The organism is Streptomyces nojiriensis (assembly GCF_017639205.1).
GTDB classification, from domain to species: Bacteria; Actinomycetota; Actinomycetes; order Streptomycetales; family Streptomycetaceae; genus Streptomyces; species Streptomyces nojiriensis.
In genome coordinates this window covers 1,609,190-1,630,341 of the sequence record NZ_CP071139.1, presented here as the reverse complement: position 1 = coordinate 1,630,341, position 21,152 = coordinate 1,609,190, and the positions used below count along the sequence as shown (strand labels likewise).

Sequence of the window (21,152 nt, the reverse complement as noted above, 5' to 3'; positions counted from 1 at the left end):
ACGGGTGGCCTACTCAGCAGGTGCGCTCCGCCGGGGCGTCCGACAGGGCGTTCAGCAGACCGCCGAGCACTTCGCGCTGGTCGGCGGTCAACGGAGCCAGGATCTCCTCCGCCGCGTCGGTTCGCGCGTTGCGCAGACGGCGCAGCGTGGCGCGGCCGGTGTCGGTGAGCTCGATCCGGATGACGCGGCGGTTCGCGGGGTCGGGTGCGCGCCGTACGCAGTCGGCCGCCTCCAGGCCGTCCACGAGGGTGGTCACCGCGCGCGGCACGACTTCCAGGCGGGCGGCGAGATCCGCCATACGGGGTGCCTGCTCGCCCTCGTAGTGCGAGACGAGGCGCAGCAAACGACTCTGGGCGGGAGTGATCCCGAGCGGCACCATGTGGCGCTTCTGGATCCGGTGCAGCCTGCGCGTCAGCCGCAGGAGCTGTTCGGCGAGGAGGCGATCGGTGTCGGAGGCGGAGCTCATGCGGGAACAATATCAGGATGGCGTTCATTGTGAGCATAGGTAACAATGACCTATGCTCCAATGGCCCCGACTTCGCCGAAGGGGACATCGCGAAGACCTCGACCCCGACTCCTGACCCCCGAGAGGGTGCCCATGCCGCACGACGAACCGAAGTGGATCCCATCGAAAGACCCCATCGACCCCGCCCGTCCCGCCCCGGCGGAGCAGCCGCGTGAGCTGCGCCGCATCGTGGGCCTGTTCCGGCCCTACCGCGGCCGGCTCGCCGTCGTCGGCCTGCTGGTCGGCGCCTCCTCACTGGTCGGCGTCGCCTCGCCGTTCATGCTCCGGGAGATCCTCGACGTCGCGATCCCGCAGGGCCGCACCGGGCTGCTCAGCCTGCTCGCGCTCGGCATGATCCTCACCGCCGTCGTCACCAGCGTCTTCGGCGTGCTCCAGACCCTGATCTCCACCACCGTCGGCCAGCGCGTCATGCACGACCTGCGCACCGCCGTCTACGCGCAGCTCCAGCGGATGCCGCTGGCCTTCTTCACCCGGACCCGCACCGGAGAGGTGCAGTCCCGCATCGCCAACGACATCGGCGGCATGCAGGCCACCGTCACCTCCACCGCGACCTCGCTCGTCTCGAACCTGACGGCCGTCGTCGCCTCCGTGGTCGCCATGCTCGCGCTCGACTGGCGGCTCACCCTCGTCTCGCTCCTCCTGCTCCCCGTCTTCGTGTGGATCAGTCGGCGGGTCGGCCGGGAGCGCAAGAAGATCACCACGAAGCGGCAGAAGCAGATGGCCGCCATGGCCGCGACGGTCACCGAGTCGCTCTCGGTGAGCGGCATCCTGCTCGGCCGCACCATGGGCCGCTCCGAGTCCCTCACCTCCGCGTTCTCCGCCGAGTCCGAGAAGCTCGTCGGCCTCGAGGTGCGCTCCAGCATGGCCGGGCGCTGGCGGATGTCCACCATCGGCATCGTCATGGCCGCGATGCCCGCCCTCATCTACTGGGCGGCCGGCATCGCCCTCCAGACGGGCGCCCCCTCGCTCTCCGTCGGCACCCTCGTCGCCTTCGTCACGCTCCAGCAGGGCCTGTTCCGGCCCGCCGTGAGCCTGCTGTCGACCGGCGTGCAGATACAGACCTCACTCGCGCTGTTCGCCCGCATCTTCGAGTACCTCGACCTGCCGGTGGACATCACCGAGCGCGCGGACGCGGTGCGGCTGGACCGGGCCAAGGGCGAGGTCACCCTGGAGGACGTGCACTTCGCGTACGACGCCAAGAGCGGCCCGACCCTTTCGGGGATCGACATCACCGTTCCGGCCGGCGGGTCCCTCGCCGTCGTCGGCCCGACCGGCTCCGGCAAGAGCACCCTCAGCTACCTGGTGCCCCGGCTCTACGACGTCACCGGCGGGCGGGTCGCCCTCGACGGGGTGGACGTGCGCGACCTCGACTTCGACTCGCTGGCCCGCTCGATCGGCGTGGTCTCCCAGGAGACCTATCTCTTTCACGCCTCGGTCGCCGACAACCTGCGCTTCGCCAAGCCCGACGCCACCGACGAGGAGATCGCCGAGGCGGCCCGCGCGGCCCAGATCCACGACCACATCGCCTCCCTGCCCGACGGGTACGACACCCTGGTCGGCGAGCGCGGCTACCGGTTCTCCGGAGGTGAGAAGCAGCGCCTGGCCATCGCCCGCACCATCCTGCGGGACCCGCCGGTGCTGATCCTCGACGAGGCCACCAGCGCCCTGGACACCCGTACCGAGCACGCCGTCCAGCGGGCCATCGACAACCTCTCAGCCGGCCGTACGACCATCACCATCGCGCACCGCCTCTCCACCGTCCGCGACGCCGACCAGATCGTGGTCCTGGACGCCGGGCGCATCGCCGAGCGCGGCACCCATGAGGAGCTGCTGAAGGTGGACGGCCGGTACGCGGCCCTGGTCCGCCGGGACCGGGACGCCGCGCTCGCGCCCGAACCGCCCGAGGGCGTCCAGCTGGCTCCGGTAAATGTGTGACCGTACGACCGGCACACAGGTCGGGTGCCGGAAATATGATGAATCGCGGGTTAGCGTTCCCGCATGCGTCATGAGTACCGGCCGCCGCAACGCCGTTCCCGGCTGACCCGCCGGGGCCGGCTGGCGCTCTTCCTCGGCACGCTGTTCGCCCTCGGTGCGGCGGTCCTGATCCCGATACTGCACGGTGGCGAAGTGCCGGAGACGCCACGCCGGCTGCTGATCCCCGAGGGCCAGCGGGCCCCGCAGGTGTACGCCGCGATCGACCGCGAGCTGAAGCTCCCACCGGGATCCACGAAGGCGGCGGTGGCCACGGCCGGGCTGGCGCTGCCCGCGGAGGCCAAGGGCAACCCGGAGGGCTACCTCTTCCCGGCGACGTACCCGGTGACCTCGAAGTCCACCCCGGCCACCCTCCTCACGGACATGGTGCGGACGGCTAACCGGAAGCTCGCCACCCGGGCCGTCGCCGACGGCGGCAAGGCCCACGGGATGACCCCGTACCAGACGGCCACCCTGGCCAGCATCATCGAGGCGGAGGCCGAGGGCCGCGCCGACATGGGCAAGGTCGCACGGGTGGTGCACAACCGGCTGGCGAAGTCGATGCCGCTCCAGATGGACTCCACCATCAACTACGCGCTGAACCGCAGCACCGTGGACACCAAGCTGAGCGACACCCGGATCGACAGCCCCTTCAACACCTACGCACGCCAGGGACTGCCGCCCACGCCCATCGACAGCCCGGGGCTGGAGGCGATGGCGGCCGCGGTCGCCCCGACGCCCGGCGACTGGTTGTTCTTCGTCACCGTCAAGCCGGGGGACACCCGCTTCTCGGCGACGTACGAGGAACACCGCAAGCACGTCGCGGAGTTCAACCGGATCCGCGCGGGCGGTGGCTCCCGCACAGGTCAGGCCGGTCCCGCCGGGAAATGACGGGCGCCGGTCCCGGCGGCGGTTCTACGATCGGCGGCCTGCCGAGTGTGTGGACCGAGGGGGCGGGGCGAACCGTGAAATGGCCGTGGAGAGCGAAGACGAACGCTGAGGCGAAGGCCGATGAGAGCGCGGAGGCGATCGACGGGCCGGCCTTCGACGCGGAGTCGATCGGCGCGTGCATCCAGGCGCGCTTGGACGCGGACGCGAAGGCCGCCGCAGCCGCCGAGCGGGCCGGGTACGAGCGGATGGTCGAACGCTGGGGCAGCAGAGTGGTCGACTGGCGCGATTGGCTGGCCCGTTCCCCCGTCGGCGTGGACCTGCTCCACTGGTGGTACGACGAGGCCGCACTGACCGCCCTGGTCGGTGCGGAACGGTACGTGGAACGCCTGGGAGAGCTGCTCTCGCAGGCATCGGCGCGCGACATCGCGGCGATGGGTATCGGCTGCAACCGGCGCGTCGACCGGGCCTGCCGCTTCGCCGAGGTCTGCAGTCAGGATCCCGTCGTACCGCCGGGCGGGAAACTCGCGAGCTATCGGCACGGGGAGGTACCCGGGGCGTGCAGCGGCTTCATCGACTGCTGGTCCAAGCACGAGATCGACGTGACCTTCGCCGACGGCGACGCCCACCGGTCGGTGCTCCTGTTCCGCGACCATCCGGGCAAGGCCCGGCTCTGGGTGGACGGCGTGCGCGTGGGGGAGGGCGCATGGCTGGACAAGGGCGGCTTCTGGGAGGGCGAGCGCTACTTCACCATCCAGATCGAGGGCCCGGAGGACCACCCGGAGCAGGGGCCCGGCGAGATGGGCCGCCGGCTCTACAACATCGTGTCGCTCCTGATCCACGACGCGGAGCGGGGCGCCACGCGCGTCCTGGTCCCGGAGGCCACCGAGAGCTGGACCGATCCCGTTCTGGAGGTGCGGGACGGGTCGGGCCGGGTGTACCCGACCCGGGAGGCCCGCACGGCCGGCGGCACCCCGGACCGGATCATCCCCCTCGACGAACCGGGGGCCCCGGCCGGCTGAGGGCCGCCGACGGGCTCAGGCCGCGGGGACGGGGACGGGGACCGGGGCGCCGGCCCGCTCGAGGGCCAGGAGCCGGCGGATCTCGCGGACCGCGGCACCGCCCGCGCGGTTGGCGCCGATGGTCGACGCCGACGGGCCGTAGCCCACCAGGTGGATCCGCTCGTCGCGCACGGCCCGGGTCCCCTCGACCCGGATGCCTCCGCCCGGCTCGCGCAGGCGCAGCGGGGCGAGGTGGTCGACGGCCGCCCGGAATCCGGTGGCCCACAGGATCACGTCGGCGTCCACCCGGCTCCCGTCGGCCCAGGCGGCGCCCGTGGCGGTGATCCGGTCGAAGACGGGCCGCCGGGCCAGCACGCCCGAGGCCAGACCGGCCCGGACGGCGTCGTTCAGCGGGAGTCCCGTCACGCTGACCACGCTCTGCGGCGGCAGTCCCCGGCGCACGCGCTCGTCCACCAGGGCCACCGCGGCCCGGCCCTCGGCCTCGCCGAAGCTCCCTTCGCGGAAGACCGGGGGCCGCCGGGTCACCCAGGTCGTCCCCGCCGCCACCTCGGCGATCTCCAGCAGGTGCTGCACCGCCGAGGTGCCACCGCCGACGACGATCACCCGGGCCCCCGCGAACTCCTGCGGCCCGGGATAGTTCGCGGTGTGCAGCTGGCGGCCGCGGAAGGTCTCCTGGCCCGGGTAGCGCGGCCAGAACGGCCGGTCCCAGGTCCCGGTGGCGTTGACCAGGGCCCGGGCCGACCAGATGCCGGCCGAGGTCTCCACGCGCAGCCGCCCCGCGTCCCCTTCGCGTACGGCGGACACGTCCACGGGCCGGCGTACGCGCAGGTCGAAGCGGTCCTCGTAGGCGGCGAAGTACTCCCCGATGACCTGCGACGACGGCCGCAGCGGGTCGGCGTCCACCAGCTCCATGCCGGGCAGGGCGTGCATCCCGTGGACCTTGCCGTAGGTGAGCGAGGGCCAGCGGAACTGCCAGGCTCCGCCCGGGCGGGGCGCGTGGTCCAGGACCACGTGGCCGATCCCCGCCCGCGTCAGGTGGTAGGCGCTGGACAGGCCGGCCTGCCCGGCGCCGACGACCACCACGTCCACGTCCACCGGCACATCCACCGCCTCGTCCACGCCCCGCGTCATGTCGTTCACGGTTCTACCAACTCGCGCGGGGCCGCGGATCTTCCCGGGCTGCGGCGCCAGCGGCCCGCGCGAGGCGCGCGGTACTCCTCGATCCGGTGGCGCTCGCCCCGGAAGCCGAAAGCGGAACACCGGACGCAAGGGTCTCAGCGTGCGACCCCGCCGTGCGGGCCGGTGGTACGCAGCGTCGCCAGGACCGGACCGGTCGGCTGCAGGGTGAGCCCCGGGAAGACCCCGACGCGTTCGCTCCCGCTGTCCAGGTGGAACCGCTGGGCCAGCACGGCGAGTACGAGCGCGGCCTCCACCAGGGCGAACCGCGCTCCGAGGCAGGCCCGCGGGCCGCCGCCGAAGGGGAACCAGGCGTGGTCGGGCACCGGGTGCGGGGCGTCCGCGTCCCATCGCTCGGGGCGGAAGTCCTCCGGGTCCGGGAACCACCGGGCGTCGCGGTGCATCGACCAGGGGCTGGTCCATACCGAGGTCCCGGCCGGTATGGCGCACCCGCCGAGCGTCGCCCCCTCCGTGGCCACCGCCGAGATCAGCCAGATCGGCGGATAGATGCGCAGGGCCTCCTTGACCACCTGCCGGGTCCACGGCAGCCGCGCGTAGTCGTCGTAGGTCGGCAGCCGTCCGCCGAGCACCCGGTCCAGCTCGTCCGTCAGCCGGGCCCGCGCCCGCGGCGCCCCCGAGAGCAGCTGCCAGGCCCAGGTCAGGGTGGTCGAGGTGGTCTCGTGTCCGCCGATGTAGAGGGTGATCGACTCGTCCCGCAGCTCCTTGCGGGAGAGCGGCCCCCCGGTGTCGTCGCGGGCCGCGAGCAGTCGGCTCAGCAGGTCGTCCCGTTCCGCGCCGGCGCCCGATGCGGCCTCGTGCTCCCGTATGACGTGCTCGATCTCCCGGTCGAGCACCGCCACGGCCTCCCGCATCCGGCGCCGCCCGGGCGTGCGGACCCAGGGCGGCAGGAACAGCGTCAGCCCGCGGAACTCCGCCCCCAGTTCCCGCTGGGCCGTGGCCATGGCCGCGCTGATGGGCGCCTCCCGGCCGGCGGCGTCGCTCCCGAACAGCGTGCGCACCGCGATCCGCTGGGTGAGCCCGGCCATCTCCCGGTGCACGTCGATCCGTTGGCCCGTGTGCCAGCCGCCCGCCAGGGCGTCCGCGCACTCCACCATCGTGGCGGCGTACGAACGCACCTGGCGCGGCCGGACCGCGGGCTGGACCAGCGCCCGTTTGCGGCGCCAGTCGCCCCCGGTGGCGACGACCACCCCGTTGCCCAGCAACTGGCGGAAGGCCCAGCCCAGTTCCGTCGGCCGGAAGGTGGACTCGACGGCCCCGAGCAGTTCGCCGGCGTGTTCGGGCCGGGAGACCAGGATGTTGCGCTGCGGGCCGAGCGCCCAGGGCACCCAGTCCCCGTAGCCGTCGCGCAGGGATTCGAAGAAGGCCAGGGGATCGCGGGCGAAGGCGGGCAGGTTGCCGAGCAGCGGCCATCGGCGCGGTCCGGCGCTCCGGGGGCCCGGGGTCAGGGTCGCGGTCACGCAGGCATGGTGACAGCCGCCCCCGCAGGTCGCCAGAGAGCGGACCGGGTCTCCTCGGCGGGGCCGGGCCCGGGGCTCGTTGACTATTGATCTCCGCGCAGATAATCTACGGACAGATAATCGGATCAAGGGGAGCGCCCATGTGGGAGTACGAGCACAGCATCGAGACCGGCGCCACCCCCGAGGCGGTCTGGCGCCTCTGGGCGGACGTGGCGAACTGGGGTGCCTGGAACGCCGAGATCGAGAAGATCGACATCAGCGGCCCGTTCTCGGCCGGTACCCGGATCACGATGACGCCGCCGGGGGACGACCCCGTCGTACTGCACGTCGTCGAGGCGGTCGAGGGCGAACTGTTCGTCGACGAGGCGCGCTTCGGTGACCTCGTGCTGCGGACCACCCACCGGATCGACCCGGTCGGCCAGGACCGGATCCGGGTGGTGTACCGGATGGAGATCACCGGCAACGGCGCCGACGAGGTCGGCCCGCAGATCGGCCCGGGCATCACCGCCGACTGGCCCGACACGATGGCTTCGCTCGCCGAGCTGGCGCTGCGCTGATGCCCCTCGGCCCCGGCGAGAGTCCCGGGTTCCTGCTGTGGCACGCCACCTTGCGCTGGCAGCGCGACATCGCCACGGCCCTGGCTCCGCTCGACCTCACGCACGTGCAGTTCGTGCTGCTCGCCTGCACCTGGTGGCTCAACACCCAGGGCGAGCAACCCAATCAGCTGGCCGTCGCCCGCCAGGCCGGTACCGACGTCAAGATGACCTCCCAGGTCCTGCGCGCACTGGAACGCAAAGGACTCGTCGAGCGTGAGGTCGACCCGGCCGACACCCGTGCCAAACGGCTGCGCGTCACCGACGCGGGCGCCGAGCTGGCTCCCCGGGCGATCGCCGTCGTCGAGCAGGCCGACGCGCAGTTCTTCCGGCCGGTGGCCGTCGGCGACGCGGTGGCCCTGCTCGGCCGCCTGGCCCGTCCCGAAACCGGGAATCCGCCCGCCGGGCCCGAGTGACACCGCCGGCGAACGGACCCGGAGCTGCTACGCGGTGCGGAGTGCGGCCAGCCAGTCGTACGCCGCGTCCGCGCTGAACTCCGGCTGGCCGCCCGGGAAGAGGAGCCCGGCGGAGGCGAAGGCCGGGTCCCCCGCGATGTCCGGGGTGTACGGGACCGCCATGCAGGCCATGCCCGCGGCGTGCGCGGCCCGCGCCCCGGGCGCCGCGTCCTCGACGACCACGCAGTCGGCGGGCTCGGCGCCCAGCCGGCGGGCCGCCTCCAGGAACACGTCCGGAGCGGGCTTGCCGTGCGCCACCTCCTCGGCGGAGACCACCGTCGTCAGCAGCGCGTCCAGCCCGGTGCCCGACAGCACCGCGTCGATCGCCGCGAGCGAGGAGCCGGAGGCCACCGCCATCGCCGCGCCCTCGGCGTGCAGCCGCTCGACGAGCTCCCGCATCTGCGGGAAGACATCGGTCCGGGTCCGCGCCAGCTCCAGGTAGGCGGCGTTCTGCTCGGCGAGCAGCTGTTCGACCGGTGCCCGGATCCCGTACCGCTCCCGCAGGATCTCCAGGGTCTCCCGCGTGCCGATGCCGATGAAGCGGGAGTGCTGCTCCCACGTGAAATCGGGGACCCCGTGCCGCTCCAGGGTGCGGCGCCCGGACTCGTAGTAGTTCGGCTCGCTGTCCACGAGGGTGCCGTCGAGATCGAAGATGACGGAGATCATCCGTGGGGCCCGTCCTGCCGCTCGTGTCCTGTCCCCCTCATCCTGCCAGGCGCCCTGTCAGGTTTTGTGGGCATTTCTGCCCACGGACTCGACCAGCGGCAGCAGCCGGTGCGGCACCCGCTCGCGCAGCGCCACCTCCGTACGGGTCCGGACCACGCCCGGGAGCTGGATCAGCCGCTGGATCACGTCTTCCAGGTGCCCGTTGTCCCGGGCCGCCACGCGGGTCAGCAAATCCCCGCCGCCGGTGATCGAGAAGGCCTCGATGATCTCGGGTACGGCGGCCAGCGCGTCACCCACGTCGTCCAGATGCCCCTGGGTGACCTCGATGTGCACGAAGGCCAGCACCGGATGGCCCAGCGCGGCGGGGGAGAGCACCGGCCCGGTACCGGTGATCACGCCCGTGCGCTCCAGCCGGTCCAGCCGTGCCTGCAGGGTGCCGCGCGCCACGCCCAGGATCCGGGCGTACTCGCGGACACTGGTGCGCGGCTGCTCGATCAGCAGGCGCAGGATTCTGGTGTCGAGCTCGTCCACCGCCACGTCCCGACTGTACCAATGGCCCCGTTCACCCCGGCCGTTCCCGGCCAGGGGCCTGGTCCGTGTGCAACCCGGGCTGGTTCAGGTAGAGCAGGCCCACGACCAGTACCGTCGCGGCGGCCGGCAGCAGCAGCCAGCCCACGGTCCAGCCGGCCCGCAGCAGCAGCGCCCCGAGGAACCCCCCGGCGAACATGGCGAGGACGGAGAGGCCGCGCAGCTTCCAGCCGGCCGTCCCGAATCCGTACGTGTTCTCCCGCCCCATCGCCGAAGCACCCAGGAAGGCGGTCATGGACCGGGTGACCAGCGTCGTCGGTACGCCCGGCACGTTCGCCCGCATGATCGTGGTGTTGCGCAGGCCCATGGCCAACGCCAGGACCGCCGTCGCCGCCAGATGCCGCGGGGCCGGGGAACCGTACTGCGGAGCCAGCCCCCAGCCGATGACCGCGGCGGTCAGGATCAGCCCCGCCTCGGCGATGAGGCCGATGACGAACCAGCGCCTGCCGCGGATCTCGGTCACGGACTCCAGATGCGACCCGCAGACCACCCCGACGACGAACGCGGCCAGCGAGACCCCCGGAGCGAGCGTCTCCAGTCTCCCCGCCCCGGCCGCACCGAAGGCCAGGAACAGCACGTTGCCCGTCTGCATCGCCGTGAAGGCCGGACCGAGCGCCAGCAGGCTCGCCGCCTCCACCATCCCGGTCACCCAGGTCAGTACGATCATCAGTGCCGGCATGCGCGGCGGGAGCAGCGGCGAACCGGCCGCCCGCCCGGCCTCCCGGTTCTCGTCCATCACGCCCGACAGTGACACGCCCCCGGGGTGCTCCGGCGCCGACATGCCGGAAGGCATAAGGTCCCAAGGATGAGTGACCTGTTGCTGGTGAGGCACGGCGAGACCGCCTGGAGCGCGAACGGGCGCCACACGGGACGCACCGACCTCCCGCTGACCGCGCGCGGCGTCGAGGAGGCCATCTCGCTGGCCCCCTTCTTCCGGGACCGGCCGCCGGCCCTGGTGCTGACCAGCCCGCTGCGCCGGGCCGTCGCCACCGCCGAGCTCGCCGGGCTCACCGGCGGCGAACCCGACCCCGACCTGTACGAATGGGACTACGGCGGCTACGAGGGAATCACCACCGCGGAGATCCGCACGACCACGCCGGACTGGTCCCTGTGGACCCACGGTGTGCCGCCCGGCGACACCGACCATCCGGGCGAGAGCGCCGCCCAGGTGGGTGCCCGCGCCGACCGGGCCCTGGCCCGCGTCGCCCCCGTGCTCCGCGCGGACGGCGGCGACGTGGTATTCGTCGCCCACGGCCACTTCCTGCGCGTCCTCACCGCCCGCTACCTGCGGCTGGAGCCCGAGCACGGCCGCCTGTTCCTGCTGCGCACCGGCACCGTCAGCGTGCTCTCCACGGAGCACGGCCTCCCGGTGATCGCGGGCTGGAACACCCGCCCCTGACCGGCGCTCCGACCGGCACCGCCCCGCCTCGCGCGGCGGTGCCGTCTGCGTGACCATTCGTACATGGGTCACGACTCGTACATGGACGACGGCGATGCGGGCGCCGGACCGGAGGGCAAGGACGCGAGGCTCAAGGCCAACGCGATCGGCTTCCTCGACGCGCTCGTCATCGGTCTGAACTCCACCTCGCCCGCCTACTCCCTGGCCGCCGTCCTCGGGCCGATCGTCGCGCTGGTCGGGATCTACGCGCCGGGCGTGATGCTGGCCTCCTTCGTCCCGATGCTGCTGATCGCCGCCGCCTTCTACTACCTCAACAAGGTGGACCAGGACTGCGGGACGACCTTCTCGTGGGTCACGCGGGCCATGGGCCCGTGGGCCGGCTGGCTCGGTGGCTGGGCCATCGCCATGACCGGCGTCCTCGTCATCGGCTCACTCGCGGACGTCGCCGTGAACTTCGGCCTGCTCGCCTTCGGACTCGACAGCTGGGCCGCCAACGCCTGGATCCGGCAGGGCCTCACCGTCGCGGTGATCCTCGCCATGACCGGCATCTGCGTCATCGGCACCGAGCTCTCGGCCCACCTCCAGGACATCCTCATCCTCGCCCAGGTCTTCTTCCTGCTGGCCTTCGCCGTGGTCGCCATCTACCGGGTCTACGCCGACACCAGCACCCTGGAATCGATCGAACCCTCCCTCACCTGGCTCAACCCCTTCGGTGCCGGCGGCGCCGCGCTCACCGGCGGGCTGCTGCTCGGCGTGTTCATGTACTGGGGCTGGGAGTCCGCGGTCAACCTCACCGAGGAAGTGGAGAACTCCGCCACCGCGCCCGGCAAGGCGGGCCTCTGGTCGACCGTGATCCTCCTGGTCACCTACCTGTCCGTGGGCTTCGCGGTCGTCGCCTACGCGGGCACCGTCTACCTCGCCGAGAACGCGGGCGAGGAGGAGGCCATCTTCGCGGTCCTCGCCCACGAGGTCATGGGCGGCTGGGACTGGGTGGTGCTCCTCGCCGTCTGCACCTCGGCGCTCGCCTCCACCCAGACCACGATCATCCCCGCCTCCCGCACCGCCCTGTCCATGGCCCGCCGGCACGCGCTGCCGCACGGGCTCTCACACATCCACCCGAGGTTCCGCACCCCGGACGTGAGCACGTGGTGGGTGGCCGGCATCGCCATCGGCTGGTACCTGATCGTCAACCAGATCAGCGAGAACGCCCTCCTGGACTCGCTCACCGCGCTCTCCCTGCTCATCGCCTTCTACTACGCGCTCACCGGCCTGGCCTGCGCCATCTACTACCGCCGCCACCTGTTCGAGAACCCGCACAACTTCTTCCTGATCGGCCTCGGCCCGGTGGTCGGCGCCGGCCTGCTGGCCTGGCTGCTGGTGGAGTCGATCGGCGACATGTCCAACCCGGAGAACTCCGCCAGCGGAGTCTCCTGGTTCGGGCTCGGCCCACCGCTGATCATCGGGATCGGCATCGCGCTCGTCGGCGTGGCCGTCATGTGCTTCTGGCGGGTACGGGACGGCAGGTTCTGGCAGGAGCGCCCCGGCGTCGTCGACCCGGAACTCGTCCACGCCGGGAAGAACTAGCGACAAGACCCCCCTAGGGAGCCCCCGATGTCCGTGGTCCTCGGATACGACGAATCTCCCGGCGCGGAACGGGCCCTGCAGGTGGCGCTGGAGGTGGCCACCGCCTTCGGTGAGCCCCTCGTCCTCGTCTACGGCGCGGCCGCCCCGGGCCCCACCGGCGAGGAGTCCCGTGCCCACCGCGAAGCCGTCCGCCAGGCGGGCCGCAACGCGCTGGCGCACGCCGTCGAGGCGGCCGACGCGGCCGGGGTCCCCTCCACGGTCGAGGTGGCCGACGAGAAACCCGCGCAGGCCCTGCTGGAGGCCGCCGAGCGCCACCGGGCCCGCGTCATCATCGTCGGGAGCTGGGGCGACAGCCCGATGCGCGGAGCGCTGCTCGGCTCCACCCCGCACAAGCTCCTGCACCTGTCGCCGATCCCGGTGCTGTGCGTACCGACCGGGCCGGAGGGCGCCTGAACAGCCGCGGTGCGGCTGTGGGCGGGCACCCTCCGGGACCGGTCCGCCCGTCAGGGTCCGGAGAGGGCGTTCTCTGGCTCGGCCTGCACCGGGGCCCTGCGGCTCACCCCCTTCCCGGCGCGCAGCCGGGTCAGGGCCGGGCTGGTGATCGCCGTCGTCACCAGGGCCATCAGCACCAGCATGGTGAACAGCTGCGGCCCGATGACGCCGAGTTCCAGACCGACGTTGAGCACCACCAGCTCGGTCAGCCCCCGGCAGTTCATCAGGGCGCCGATCGACAGGGCCTCCCGCCACGGTCTTCCGCACGCGCGCGCCGCACCCGCCGCGCCGCCCCACTTGCCGAGGAAGGCGACGAAAAGGATCGCGGCCGTCCACAGCCACAGCTCGGGCGCGCCCGTCAGGCCCCCGACGTCCGTACGCAGCCCCGTGTGCACGAAGAACAGCGGCAGCAGCACGGGAACCGTGAACGCGCGCAGCCGGGCCGCCGAGGCCTCGATGCGCTGCCCGGTGCGCGGGGTGACCACCCCGAACAGGAACGCCCCGAACAGCGCGTGCACGCCGATCAGGTCCGTGGCCAGCGCGGACAGGCTCAGCCCGCTGAAGAGCGCCACCAGCACCGCCGCGTCGCCGGACCGGTCGGCGCGGGCCGACCAGCGGGCCAGCAGCGGTCTCACCGCGTACAGCATCACCAGCGTGAACGCCACGGCGAGGCCGGCCGTGGTGGCCGCCTCCATCGGGGACCCGGCCGTGGAGAGGGCCACCACCAGGGCCAGCAGGCACCACGCGACGACGTCGTCCACGGCCGCGCAGGCCATGGCGAGCGCCCCGAGCGGAGTCCCGTACAGGCCCCGGTCGATGAGGATCCGGGCGAGGACCGGGAACGCGGTGATGCTCATCGCCACGGCCATGAACAGGGTGAACGGCATCCGGCCGACCCCGTCGGGGGCGAACCCGCCGTACATCGCGAGGGCGAGCAGTGCGCCCAGGGCCAGCGGCAGCAGCATGCCCGCCTGGCTCACCGCCACCGCGACGCGGGTGTGACCGCGCAGGCTCTTCAGGTCCAGCTCCAGGCCGACCAGGAACATGAAGGCGAGCAGCCCGAGCTGACCGAGCACCGAGGTGTACGGCAGCACGGTCGGCGGGAAGAGCGCGTGCTGCGCCTGCGGCCAGAGCCAGCCCAGCAGCGAGGGGCCCAGCAGGATGCCGGTGGCGATCTCGCCCACCACCGGGGGCTGGCCGAACCGGCGGCAGACGGCAGCCCCCGCCTGGCAGGCGAGGATCACCACGGGCACGGCGACCAGGAGGGCGGGCAGGGGGTCAGCGGACGACACGGGTGCCTCCTTCGGGCGCGGCGGGTCGCAGGGCGGCGGGCAGGTCGCGGTGCGGGGCGGCCGGTGCGGCCGGTTGCGGGGCCGCGGCCGCCGCGGACCACGGGGCGTACCGGCGCAGCCCGTAGAGCAGGGGGTCCCGGTCCTCCCGTACGGTCACGCGCCGGACCTCGGCGAAGACGGCCGTGTGGTCCCCGAAGCCGACGGTTCTGACCACGGCGCAGTCCGCGACCGCGTGCGCGTCTGCCGTCAGGTGGGGTCCGCCCGCGCCCAGTGGCAGCCGCCACTCGACGCGGTCGAAGCGGTCGGGCGCGCCGGAGGCGAACAGGTCCGAGGTGCCGCGGGCCCGCTCGTGCAGCAGGTTGAGGGCGAAGTGGCCCTCGGCGAGCAGGACCGCGAGGGTCGGGCTCGCCGCCCGTATGCACACCACGAGCGTCGCCGGTTCGAGGGCGACGCTCGCGAGGGAGGTGCAGGTCAGGCCGTGCGGCACGGAATCGGAGTCCAGGGTGGTGACGACGGAGACCCCGGTGGGGAAGGCGGCCATGAAGGGACGGAGGTCCGCCGGCCGGCTCCCGGCCGACTCGTCCGGTGCGGTGGGATGGGGCACGGAGCGGTGGGGCATGTCTGACTCCTGAGGTGGCTGAAGCAACTGCGGCCCGGCAGCCGGCGGGAGAGCCGTACTGCCGGGCCGTGGGAGCGGTGGGCCTTACGCGCCGTGCAGCCGGCGCAGGTAGTCGTAGGCGCTGGGCAGCGTCTCCAGCAGGTTCTGCTGCTGGCGCTTGACCGTGTCGAAGAGGGGTTCGGCACCGGCCACCGAGTCCGGGCGGTGCGCCAGGGAGGGCAGCGGGGCGTCCGGCTCCAGGCCGAGGCCCGCGAAGATGCAGTAGTAGCTGCCGTTGGTCCAGAAGTTGCGGAACTCGGCCTCGAAGTTTCCGTAGTACGTCGACTCGTCGGTGATCGGCGAGTTGATGGGCAGGCCGGCCTTGTAGGCGGAGATCTTCTGCTGGATGTTGTCGGGGAGGGTCAGCTTCTTGTTGGCCTGCCAGAACGGCGTGTCGTTGCGCGGCGCGTAGAAGAAGTGCGCCTGGATGAAGTCGCGGGTGTCGTCGAACATCACCTCGATCTCGTGGTTGAAGCTGTCGATCAGGCCGTCGTTGAACGTCTTGTCCGGGAAGTGCTTGGCCAGCTGGTAGATCGCGGCGGTGATGAAGTAGATGCCGGTCGACTCCAGCGGCTCCAGGAAGCAGGAGGACAGGCCGATGCTGACGACGTTCTTCACCCACGCGCGGCGGTTGCGGCCGACGCGGAAGCGGATGTGGTTGAACTTCGTCTCCTCCACGTCCAGGCCCCACATGTCCGCGAACTCGCGGGTGGCGGTGTCCTGGTCGGTGAACTTGCTGGAGTACACGTAGCCGGTGCCGAAGCGTCCCAGCATGGGGATCTTCCAGGCCCAGCCGGACGACATGGCGATGGCCGAGGTGTACGGCTCCACACCGTTCGTCTCGTCGTCGTGCGGGACGGCCGTCGCCACCGCGCTGTCGCACAGCAGGTGGTCGCTCATGTCGATGAAGGGCTCTTCCATCGCCTGGTTGATCAGCAGGCCGCGGAAGCCCGAGCAGTCCACGAACAGGTCCGCGTCCAGGGCCAGTCCGCCCTTGGTGTGCAGCGTGGTCACGTAGCCGCGCTCGTCCTGCTCGACCCGCACCATCTCGTCCTGTACGTGGTTCACGCCCTGCTTCTCCGTGCTGAACCGGCGCAGGAAGTCGGCCACCAGCTGGGCGTCGAAGTGCCAGGCGTACCGGGTGGCCGGCCGGCCGTCGAGCCAGCGCGGGGCCTTCATCGCGTCCATCACCGGGGGCTCGCGGAAGCAGGCGTAGTCGAACGGCTCGGCGGTGCGGCCCTCGTACTTGCGCTTGAACCAGTAGTGCGACAGCGGGGTCTGGTCGTAGTCGGGGAGCAGCCCGAACGGGTGGTAGAAGTGGTCCGGACCGCCGCCCGGCAGCTCGCGGGCCGTCGACTCGCCCTGCCCGTCGGTCCGCCAGTTGACGAAGCGCACGGCCATCTTGAAGCTCGCGTTGCACTCCCGCATCCACTCGTCCTCGGCGATGCCCAGGTAGTCGAAGAAGGAACGCTGGAGGTTGGGCACGGTGGCCTCGCCGACACCGATGCGCGGGATCGTCGGCGCTTCGAGCACGGTGATGTCGACCGTTCCCTGCAGCGCCTTTCCGAGGTATGCGGCGGTCATCCAGCCGGCCGTGCCGCCGCCCAGGATGACGACCTTCTGAAGCCGGGTGTCGCTGCTGGTCATGAAACAGCCCTCATTTCGGATTCGGCGGTTCGGGTGGTCGTGCTCATCAGTGTCGAAAAACGCCCTATCACCGCCCTACACCGTTCGGATCCGGCCGTTGTAGGGCCGTTGTAGACCCCCCGGACACACTCCTCGCAGGCAGAGCGGCAGGCTGAAAACCACCGGGAGGACGCGATGACCACCGCAGCGGACGGGACGGCGGGACCGGCGGTACGGGTCCGTTTCCTGGGCGACTTCGAGCTGACCGTCAACGGCGCCCCCGTCCAGCGCTGGCGGGCCGGCAAGGCCCGTGGCCTGTTCCAGTACCTCGTGGTCCACCGCGGCCAGATGCTCACCCGCGACCGGCTCTACGCATCCCTGTGGCCCGGCGCCGACGCCGCCGCGGGCAGCTCCCTCAAGGTCGCCGCCCACGCACTGCGCCGAGTGCTCGACGCCCACCCCGACCGCCCCGGCGACTCCGGGATCCGGCTGGTCTACCGGGACTTCGGCTACGTCCTGCACATCACCGGTCTGTGGTCCGACCTCGACCGCTTCCAGGAACTGGTGCACACCGGCCTGCGCGCCGCCGCGGCCGGCGACACCCCGCTCGCCCGCACCCGGCTGCGGGCGGCGATCGGCCTCTACGGCGGCGAGTTCCTGCGCGGCGAGAGCGCCGACTGGGTCGTCGAGCAGCGCGAGTACCTCAGGGCGCTCGCGCTGCGGGCCCTGGGGGTGCTGCGCGCCGACGCCGAGGCCCGCGAGGACTTCGTGGAGCTGATCGAGATCTGCAAGCGCACGCTGGAGATCGACCGCCACCACGAGGAGACCTACCGCGCGCTGATGGCCGCCCACGGCCGGCGCGGTGAACTCGCCTGCGTCCGGCGCTGGTACGAGCTGTGCGCCCGCCGGATGCGCGACGAGCTGGCCGTGGCGCCCGGCCACGAGACCCAGCGGCTGCTGGGCACCCTGATCCCGGCCGCCGCGCGGGCCTTCGCCCCCTCCGCCGCCGTGTCCGCCGTGACCGGCGCCCCGCCCGCCACGGTCCGCGCGCTGCGGCCGGCGGCCCGCCGGGCCGGGACCCCCGCCTGGAGCCCTGACGCCCGTACGACCGCCGCGGCCCGCCCCGTGCGGCGGGCCAGGCCCGACAACCGGGCCGCGGCCGCCCTGGCCCGCGCGGCCGACCAGGCGACCGCGTGACACCGACCCAGCTGTTCAGCGAGCCCGTGATCCCGTGACCGAGTGAGGACCCCACCGTGACCGTGCTGACCGTGCCGACCGAGCCACAGGACTCCAGACCCGCCGGGGCCGAGCCCGACACGGCCCTCCTGCCGCCCCGTTACACCGACCAGTGGATCGGCGGCGCCTGGACCGCCTCCGACGCCGACGGCCGCCTGGTCGTCACCGACCCCGCCACCGAGCGCGCCCTGGCCACCGTGCCCGCGGGCACCGCCCGGGACGCCGACCTCGCCGCGCGCGCCGCCGCGGCCGCCTTCCCGCGCTGGGCCGCCACCCCGGTGCGCGAACGCACGGCGCTGCTGCGCCGGGTCGTCGAAGCCATGGAGGTCCGGGCCGACCGCTTCGCCGAGACCATCACCGCCGAGGTCGGGGCGCCCGCCCGGATGGCCCGCCAGACCCATGTCGGGCTCTCCCTCGGCATGGCGGCGCACTGCGTCGAGACCGCCGCCTCCTACACCTTCGAGGAGCGCGTCGGCCATTCGCTCGTCGTGCGCGAGGCCGCCGGAGTGGCCGCCTGCATCACCCCGTGGAACACCCCGCTGCTGCTCACCGTGCAGAAGATCCTCCCCGCGCTCGCGGCCGGCTGCACGGTGGTGCACAAGCCGAGCGAGATCACCCCGCTGCACGCCCGGCTGCTCGCCGAGGCGATCGCCGAGGCCGACCTGCCGCCCGGCGTCTTCAACATGGTCGTCGGCACCGGTGCCGCCGTCGGCACCGCCCTCGTCACGCACCCGCTGATCGACGTGGTCTCCCTGACCGGCTCCACCCGGGCCGGCCGCGAGGTCTCCGGGCTCGGCGCCGACACCGTCAAGCGCGTCCACCTCGAACTCGGCGGGAAGAACGCGAGCCTCGTCCTCGACGACGCCGACCTGGCCGCGTCCGTGGCCGCCACCGTCGACCAGATGCTCTTCAACACCGGCCAGACCTGCCTGCAGTGGAGCCGACTGCTGGTTCCGAGGGACCGCCAGGACGAGGCCGTACAGCTCGCCGGCGAGGCCATGGCCGGGTACGTGACCGGAGACCCGCGCGACCCGGCGACCGACCTCGGCCCCCTGGTCTCCGCCGCCGCGCACGCCCGCGTCACCGACCACATCCGCCGTGGCGTCGACGAGGGCGCCGGCCGGCTGGTCCGCGGCGGCCCCGACCGGCCCGCCGGCCTGGACACCGGCTACTACGTCCAGCCGACGATCTTCGCCGACGTGGACCCGCTGAGCACGATCGGCCAGGAGGAGATCTTCGGGCCGGTGCTCTCGGTCATCCCCTACGACGACGAGGACCAGGCGGTCCGGGTCGTCAACGGGACCCGCTACGGGCTGCACGGCGCGGTCTGGTCCGGCGACGGCGCCCGCGCCGAACGGGTGGCCCGGCGCTTCCGCTCCGGCCTGGTCGACGTGAACGGCGGCCAGTTCAACCCGGCCGCCCCGTTCGGCGGGTTCAAGCAGTCCGGGATCGGGCGCGAATGCGGCGCCGCCGGACTGGAGGCCTTCCTGGAGACCAAGTCGATGCAGCTACCGCAGGGCACGGGAGGCCAGGTGGTAGGCCCGCGCCTGCGGGCCACCGCGGCCGCCCGCCCGGCGGACACCGAGAGGAACGACGGATGACCGACCGGCACGCCGAGTCCGCCGGGGCCACCGCCCCCGGCGTACCGGCCGACGACACACCGCCCCGCGCGGCACGGGCCGAACCGGGCCCCGCCGGACCGGCCGACGGCGCACTCCCGCCGCTCTTCGCCCGCCTGGAGCGGTGGACCCGCGAACAGCCGAACGAGACCGCTGTCAAGGCCTTCGACGGCACCCTCACCTACGCGGCGCTCACCGCCCGCACCGCCCGGTACGCCACCGCCCTCGCCGGGGCCGGCGTCCGCCCGGAGACCTCCGTCGGCCTGCTGCTCGGCCGGTCCCGGGAGAGCGTGCCCGCCCTGCTCGCCGTCTGGAGCCTCGGCGGGACGGCCGTCCCCCTGGACCCCGCGCATCCCGTCGAGCGCCTCGGCCGCGTCCTGCGCGACGCCGGAGCCGCCGTCCTGGTCGCCCCCGAGGTCCCCACGGGGCTGGAGGCCGGCGGGACCGCCCTGCTGGCCCCCGCGGACATCCGCCGCAGCGCCCCCGGCGCGCTCGCGGTGTCCGTACCCGCCCCCGACAGCTGCTCGTACCTCATCTACACCTCCGGAACCACCGGCCGCCCCAAGGGGGTCGAGGTCACCTACCGGGGCCTGGACACCTTCGTGGAGGCCCTCGGGAGCCTCGGCCTGCCCCCCGGCGGGCTCGGCCTCAACGCCGTCTCGCCCGCCTTCGACGGCTGGCTCTGGTGCACCCTGCTCTACCTGACGCACGGCCAGGGGGTCGCCCTCACCGACCTCTCCCTGGACGGGCTGCGCCAGGCCGCCGCCGAGGGCCGCGAGCCCCTGCCCGCCGGCCTGCGCACCGTCTCCCTCACCCCGTCGCTGCTCGCCGCCCACGGCGCCGGGATCGACACCGCCGAGGTGGTCGTCGTCGCCGGGGAGGCGTGCCCGGCCGCCCTGGCCGAGCGGTTCGCCCGCGGCCGGCGGCTGCTCAACGTGTACGGACCGACGGAGGTGACCATCGCCGCGACCTGGGCCGACAGCCGACGAGGGGACGACGTGACCACCATCGGACGACCGCTGCCCGGCTACCGCGCGTACGTCCTGGACGAGGAGCTCCGCCCGGTGCCCGCCGGCACCGAGGGCGAGCTCTACCTCGGCGGCCCCGCCGTCGCGCGCGGCTACCGGGGCCGTCCCGGACTCACCGCGAGCCGCTTCCTGCCCGATCCCTTCCAGGGCGGCGGCACCCGCATGTACCGCACCGGCGACCTGGTGATCCGGCGGCCCGGCGGCGAACTGGAGTACCGCGGCCGCCGCGACGACCAGGTGAAGATCCGCGGCCACCGCATCGAACTGGGCGAGGTGGAGCGGATCGCCGCCGAACTCCCCGAGGTCGTCGCCGCCGCCTGCTGCCCGCTCGCCTCGGGGCAGGCCCTCGGCCTCGCCGTGGTCGCGGCCCCCGGCACCGACCCGGCGGGCCTCGCCGACCTGGTCGTGGAACGCTGCCGCAAGCAGCTGCCGGCGGCCGCCGTGCCCAGCACCGTACGGGTGCTCGACCGGATCCCGACCCTCAGCACCGGAAAGGCCGACCGCGAGGCGCTGGCCAAGGTCCTCGCCGCCCCGGAGGCCACGCCCGGCGCACCGGTGGCGGCCCCGGGCGCCGGCCCGACCACGAGCGAGCGCATCGTGATGGCCGTCTGGGCCGACGTGCTCGCCACCGAGGTCCCCGGCCCCGACGCGGACTTCTTCGAGCTGGGCGGCCACTCCCTGGCCGCCGCCCGCGCGGTGTCGGAACTGCGCCGCGTCACCGGACTGCGCGTCGGTCTCGGCGCGCTGCTGGCCGAACCGACCGCCCGGCACTTCGCCGCCGAACTCGACCGGCTCTCCGCCGAACGGGAGGCGTCCGCCGCCGACCCGGCCGACGACACCGCCGAAGGGGCCTGA

General features: G+C 73.1%; 20 protein-coding genes. 11 read left to right on the top strand and 9 right to left on the bottom strand.

Going from position 1 to position 21,152, the window contains the following annotated elements:
- Window positions 1-13 precede the first annotated feature (13 nt).
- Window positions 14-466 carry a MarR family winged helix-turn-helix transcriptional regulator gene (locus tag JYK04_RS07785; protein WP_030009485.1) on the bottom strand — a complete coding sequence of 151 codons (453 nt, stop codon included), beginning with the start codon at window positions 464-466 and terminating at the stop codon, window positions 14-16.
- A 132-nt stretch (window positions 467-598) separates the two neighbouring features.
- Between JYK04_RS07785 and JYK04_RS07780 the strand changes: the two genes are divergently transcribed.
- The 3 genes from JYK04_RS07780 to JYK04_RS07770 all read left to right on the top strand — a co-directional run bounded on the left by JYK04_RS07780 (window position 599) and on the right by JYK04_RS07770 (window position 4,407).
- Window positions 599-2,461, top strand: coding sequence for an ABC transporter ATP-binding protein (locus JYK04_RS07780; protein ID WP_189734274.1), 1,863 nt, complete (start codon window positions 599-601; stop codon window positions 2,459-2,461).
- 63 nt (window positions 2,462-2,524) lie between these two features.
- Window positions 2,525-3,388 (top strand): endolytic transglycosylase MltG, encoded by an 864-nt coding sequence (gene mltG, locus JYK04_RS07775; RefSeq protein WP_189734272.1) that lies wholly within the window; start codon window positions 2,525-2,527, stop codon window positions 3,386-3,388.
- 74 nt (window positions 3,389-3,462) lie between these two features.
- Window positions 3,463-4,407, top strand: coding sequence for a hypothetical protein (locus JYK04_RS07770; RefSeq protein WP_189734270.1), 945 nt, complete (start codon window positions 3,463-3,465; stop codon window positions 4,405-4,407).
- 15 nt (window positions 4,408-4,422) lie between these two features.
- Here the strand turns inward: JYK04_RS07770 and JYK04_RS07765 are convergent, their stop codons facing one another.
- Both JYK04_RS07765 and JYK04_RS07760 read right to left on the bottom strand, forming a co-directional pair.
- The gene (locus tag JYK04_RS07765; protein ID WP_189734752.1) at window positions 4,423-5,538 is read right to left on the bottom strand and encodes an FAD-dependent oxidoreductase; all 1,116 of its coding nucleotides are present in this window, start codon (window positions 5,536-5,538) and stop codon (window positions 4,423-4,425) included.
- A gap of 143 nt (window positions 5,539-5,681) precedes the next feature.
- The gene (locus JYK04_RS07760) at window positions 5,682-7,061 is read right to left on the bottom strand and encodes a cytochrome P450 (RefSeq protein WP_189734268.1); all 1,380 of its coding nucleotides are present in this window, start codon (window positions 7,059-7,061) and stop codon (window positions 5,682-5,684) included.
- Window positions 7,062-7,201: 140 nt separating this feature from the next.
- Between JYK04_RS07760 and JYK04_RS07755 the strand changes: the two genes are divergently transcribed.
- Together JYK04_RS07755 and JYK04_RS07750 are read left to right on the top strand one after the other, a co-directional pair.
- Window positions 7,202-7,618 carry an SRPBCC family protein gene (locus tag JYK04_RS07755; protein WP_189734267.1) on the top strand — a complete coding sequence of 139 codons (417 nt, stop codon included), beginning with the start codon at window positions 7,202-7,204 and terminating at the stop codon, window positions 7,616-7,618.
- The gene (locus JYK04_RS07750) at window positions 7,618-8,070 is read left to right on the top strand and encodes a MarR family winged helix-turn-helix transcriptional regulator (protein ID WP_189734265.1); all 453 of its coding nucleotides are present in this window, start codon (window positions 7,618-7,620) and stop codon (window positions 8,068-8,070) included. Before JYK04_RS07755 ends, JYK04_RS07750 begins: the two co-directional genes overlap by 1 nt.
- Window positions 8,071-8,097: 27 nt before the next feature.
- Here JYK04_RS07750 and JYK04_RS07745 read toward each other — a convergent pair whose 3' ends face one another.
- Genes JYK04_RS07745 through JYK04_RS07735 form a run of 3 tightly spaced genes read right to left on the bottom strand, consistent with a single transcriptional unit; the run spans window position 8,098 to window position 10,144 of the window.
- Window positions 8,098-8,775, bottom strand: coding sequence for an HAD family hydrolase (locus JYK04_RS07745; RefSeq protein WP_189734263.1), 678 nt, complete (start codon window positions 8,773-8,775; stop codon window positions 8,098-8,100).
- A gap of 57 nt (window positions 8,776-8,832) precedes the next feature.
- The gene (locus JYK04_RS07740) at window positions 8,833-9,312 is read right to left on the bottom strand and encodes an Lrp/AsnC family transcriptional regulator (RefSeq protein WP_189734261.1); all 480 of its coding nucleotides are present in this window, start codon (window positions 9,310-9,312) and stop codon (window positions 8,833-8,835) included.
- Window positions 9,313-9,337: 25 nt separating this feature from the next.
- Entirely contained in the window at window positions 9,338-10,144 is an 807-nt protein-coding gene (locus JYK04_RS07735; RefSeq protein ID WP_189734259.1) for a YoaK family protein, read from the bottom strand.
- 24 nt (window positions 10,145-10,168) lie between these two features.
- Between JYK04_RS07735 and JYK04_RS07730 the strand changes: the two genes are divergently transcribed.
- From JYK04_RS07730 to JYK04_RS07720, 3 genes are all read left to right on the top strand, one after another.
- Complete coding sequence (locus JYK04_RS07730; RefSeq protein ID WP_189734257.1) at window positions 10,169-10,762, top strand: histidine phosphatase family protein; 594 nt, start codon at window positions 10,169-10,171, stop codon at window positions 10,760-10,762.
- Between the two features lie 63 nt (window positions 10,763-10,825).
- Window positions 10,826-12,346: an APC family permease gene (locus tag JYK04_RS07725; protein WP_189734255.1), complete on the top strand. Its 1,521-nt coding sequence runs from the start codon at window positions 10,826-10,828 to the stop codon at window positions 12,344-12,346.
- Window positions 12,347-12,373: 27 nt separating this feature from the next.
- On the top strand, window positions 12,374-12,799 hold the full coding sequence (locus JYK04_RS07720) for a universal stress protein (protein WP_189734253.1): 426 nt from the start codon (window positions 12,374-12,376) through the stop codon (window positions 12,797-12,799).
- A gap of 50 nt (window positions 12,800-12,849) precedes the next feature.
- On the opposite strand, the gene JYK04_RS07715 is transcribed toward JYK04_RS07720, so the two are convergent.
- The 3 genes from JYK04_RS07715 to JYK04_RS07705 all read right to left on the bottom strand — a co-directional run bounded on the left by JYK04_RS07715 (window position 12,850) and on the right by JYK04_RS07705 (window position 16,435).
- A complete protein-coding gene (locus tag JYK04_RS07715; RefSeq protein WP_189734251.1) occupies window positions 12,850-14,130 on the bottom strand; it encodes a cation:proton antiporter domain-containing protein in 1,281 nt (426 codons plus the stop codon).
- The gene (locus tag JYK04_RS07710) at window positions 14,117-14,749 is read right to left on the bottom strand and encodes a flavin reductase family protein (RefSeq protein WP_189734249.1); all 633 of its coding nucleotides are present in this window, start codon (window positions 14,747-14,749) and stop codon (window positions 14,117-14,119) included. Before JYK04_RS07710 ends, JYK04_RS07715 begins: the two co-directional genes overlap by 14 nt.
- An 84-nt stretch (window positions 14,750-14,833) precedes the next feature.
- Entirely contained in the window at window positions 14,834-16,435 is a 1,602-nt protein-coding gene (locus tag JYK04_RS07705) for a tryptophan halogenase family protein (RefSeq protein ID WP_189734247.1), read from the bottom strand.
- 174 nt (window positions 16,436-16,609) lie between these two features.
- Between JYK04_RS07705 and JYK04_RS07700 the strand changes: the two genes are divergently transcribed.
- From JYK04_RS07700 to JYK04_RS07690, 3 genes are all read left to right on the top strand, one after another.
- Window positions 16,610-17,611, top strand: a complete 1,002-nt coding sequence (locus JYK04_RS07700; RefSeq protein ID WP_189734245.1) for an AfsR/SARP family transcriptional regulator — start codon at window positions 16,610-16,612, stop codon at window positions 17,609-17,611.
- Window positions 17,612-17,739: 128 nt separating this feature from the next.
- Window positions 17,740-19,251 (top strand): aldehyde dehydrogenase family protein, encoded by a 1,512-nt coding sequence (locus tag JYK04_RS07695; RefSeq protein ID WP_189734750.1) that lies wholly within the window; start codon window positions 17,740-17,742, stop codon window positions 19,249-19,251.
- Complete coding sequence (locus tag JYK04_RS07690) at window positions 19,248-21,152, top strand: non-ribosomal peptide synthetase (RefSeq protein WP_189734243.1); 1,905 nt, start codon at window positions 19,248-19,250, stop codon at window positions 21,150-21,152. The genes JYK04_RS07695 and JYK04_RS07690 overlap by 4 nt, the downstream gene beginning before the upstream one ends.

What these genes read in the sequence shown, in the direction of transcription:
- JYK04_RS07785 (WP_030009485.1), bottom strand. Translation starts at nt 466, where the DNA reads ATGAGCTCCGCCTCCGACACCGATCGCCTCCTCGCCGAACAGCTCCTG.
- JYK04_RS07780 (WP_189734274.1), top strand. Translation starts at nt 599, where the DNA reads ATGCCGCACGACGAACCGAAGTGGATCCCATCGAAAGACCCCATCGAC.
- mltG (WP_189734272.1), top strand. Translation starts at nt 2,525, where the DNA reads ATGCGTCATGAGTACCGGCCGCCGCAACGCCGTTCCCGGCTGACCCGC.
- JYK04_RS07765 (WP_189734752.1), bottom strand. Translation starts at nt 5,538, where the DNA reads ATGACGCGGGGCGTGGACGAGGCGGTGGATGTGCCGGTGGACGTGGAC.
- JYK04_RS07755 (WP_189734267.1), top strand. Translation starts at nt 7,202, where the DNA reads ATGTGGGAGTACGAGCACAGCATCGAGACCGGCGCCACCCCCGAGGCG.
- JYK04_RS07750 (WP_189734265.1), top strand. Translation starts at nt 7,618, where the DNA reads ATGCCCCTCGGCCCCGGCGAGAGTCCCGGGTTCCTGCTGTGGCACGCC.
- JYK04_RS07745 (WP_189734263.1), bottom strand. Translation starts at nt 8,775, where the DNA reads ATGATCTCCGTCATCTTCGATCTCGACGGCACCCTCGTGGACAGCGAG.
- JYK04_RS07735 (WP_189734259.1), bottom strand. Translation starts at nt 10,144, where the DNA reads ATGTCGGCGCCGGAGCACCCCGGGGGCGTGTCACTGTCGGGCGTGATG.
- JYK04_RS07730 (WP_189734257.1), top strand. Translation starts at nt 10,169, where the DNA reads ATGAGTGACCTGTTGCTGGTGAGGCACGGCGAGACCGCCTGGAGCGCG.
- JYK04_RS07725 (WP_189734255.1), top strand. Translation starts at nt 10,826, where the DNA reads ATGGGTCACGACTCGTACATGGACGACGGCGATGCGGGCGCCGGACCG.
- JYK04_RS07720 (WP_189734253.1), top strand. Translation starts at nt 12,374, where the DNA reads ATGTCCGTGGTCCTCGGATACGACGAATCTCCCGGCGCGGAACGGGCC.
- JYK04_RS07710 (WP_189734249.1), bottom strand. Translation starts at nt 14,749, where the DNA reads ATGCCCCACCGCTCCGTGCCCCATCCCACCGCACCGGACGAGTCGGCC.
- JYK04_RS07705 (WP_189734247.1), bottom strand. Translation starts at nt 16,435, where the DNA reads ATGACCAGCAGCGACACCCGGCTTCAGAAGGTCGTCATCCTGGGCGGC.
- JYK04_RS07700 (WP_189734245.1), top strand. Translation starts at nt 16,610, where the DNA reads ATGACCACCGCAGCGGACGGGACGGCGGGACCGGCGGTACGGGTCCGT.
- JYK04_RS07690 (WP_189734243.1), top strand. Translation starts at nt 19,248, where the DNA reads ATGACCGACCGGCACGCCGAGTCCGCCGGGGCCACCGCCCCCGGCGTA.